A 1,782-nucleotide genomic window follows, 5' to 3' on the forward strand; every position below is an offset into this window, starting at 1 on the left:
CAGCGCGGAGCGCGATTTTCAGAATCGGTTGCATTCTTTTCACCTAGTCCTAATCTTGTGGCGCGCATAATAGCAAAAAAGAGTTTTATTGCAGCAAAAAAGCGGTTTTGTTCACAATATATGAATATACTTGCCCTCAATTATAGTCGCAGTTCTTTTTATTGGAGTGGTTAAGGGTGCAAGAGCCGGAGTCTGGTCTCGATATTTTAAATTATCTCAATGACAACGTTGCCGTTATTTTGGTCGGAACGACGCATGCTGGAAATATTGGTGCCGTTGCGCGAGCGATGAAAAATATGGGCTTAAGTGACTTGCGTTTGGTGAGTCCTCAAGACTTTCCCTCTGATGAGGCGGTAAGCAGGTCTGCAGGTGCTGTAGATATTATTGAGAATGTTAAGGTGTTTGATAGTCTCGCTGAAGCCTTGAAGGATCGTCAGCATGTGGTTGGCGCTAGTGCACGTGTTCGAAGTTTTCCTTGGCCAATTGTTAACCCTCGTGTCGCCGCTGAAGATACTCTGGACTTGATTAGTACGAATACAGCCCCAATTGAGGTTGGCTATGTATTCGGTCGTGAATCGAGCGGCTTAACGAATGAAGAGCTACAGCAATGCAATAGCCATGTAAATATCCCAGCCAACCCGATTTACTCTTCATTGAATTTGGCAATGGCTGTTCAAGTTATTACGTATGAATTGAGAATGACCGCATTACAAGGTCTCGATTCGCAGTTGCTCAAAACAGTACGTGATGGCAAATCAGGTGACTGGGATGAAGAGTTAAGTTCACAAGAAGAAGTTGGCGGTATGCTAGATCATCTGACGCGCGTTATGGTTCAGACTGGTTTTTATGACCCCGACAATCCAGGTCAACTTTTACCAAGATTACGACGATTGTTTCAGCGTCGCCATCTCGACAAAATGGAAGTTAACATTTTGCGGGGTATACTCAAAAGTGTTGAGAAAACGATTAAGTAGGTAAGTAATGTTCAAAGCGATGAAAGAAGATATTCAAAGTGTGTTTCACCGTGATCCGGCGGCACGGAATACATTCGAGGTTTTGACAAACTACCCTGGGCTGCATGCTCTTTGGTTCCACAGGATCGCTAATAGCTGTTGGAGAAACGATTTTAAATGGTTGGGGCGTTTTATTTCTTCAGTGAGTCGGTGGTTTACAGGGATTGAAATTCATCCAGGCGCGACCATTGGGCGGCGGTTTTTTATCGATCACGGCATGGGTGTTGTGATCGGAGAGACAGCTGTGATCGGTGATGACGTCACTTTGTACCAAGGCGTGACGCTTGGCGGGACTAGCTGGAATAAAGGTAAGCGACACCCAACCTTGAAAGATGGAGTGGTTGTCGGTGCAGGCGCCAAGGTTCTCGGCCCCTTTGAGGTTGGTGAAAATGCAAAAGTTGGTTCGAATGCGGTTGTAACGAAAGCAGTTCCTGCAGAAGCGACGGTGGTTGGTATCCCTGGGCGAATCATTTTGAAGTCTGTACCGACTTCAAAGGCCAGCGTTGATGAATCGAAGCGTAAAAAAATGGAAGAGAATTTCGGCTTCGATGCATATGGTTTGAGCGAAGAAATGCCTGACCCAGTGGCGCGATCTATCAGAAGTATGCTTGATCATATGCATTTGGTTGATGAGCGTATGAATCAGATGTGCAAAGAGCTCAGAAAGCTTGATAACTCTTTCGTAAAAGAAGATTTGCAAGGAATTAACGAGCAGGATATCGACTGCTTCAAACAAGCAAAGTAAGGGTATGCTTAGTAGTTGACTGAT

2 protein-coding genes are annotated in these 1,782 nt (G+C 45.1%); both read left to right on the forward strand.

Annotated elements, in window-relative coordinates:
- Positions 1-176 precede the first annotated feature (176 nt).
- Complete coding sequence (locus A3738_RS13265; RefSeq protein ID WP_231876647.1) at positions 177-974, forward strand: RNA methyltransferase; 798 nt, start codon at positions 177-179, stop codon at positions 972-974.
- 7 nt (positions 975-981) lie between these two features.
- The gene (gene cysE, locus A3738_RS13270; protein ID WP_068476687.1) at positions 982-1,758 is read left to right on the forward strand and encodes a serine O-acetyltransferase; all 777 of its coding nucleotides are present in this window, start codon (positions 982-984) and stop codon (positions 1,756-1,758) included.
- The last annotated feature ends 24 nt before the right edge of the window (positions 1,759-1,782 follow it).

It is taken from the genome of Oleiphilus sp. HI0066, from assembly GCF_001635725.1.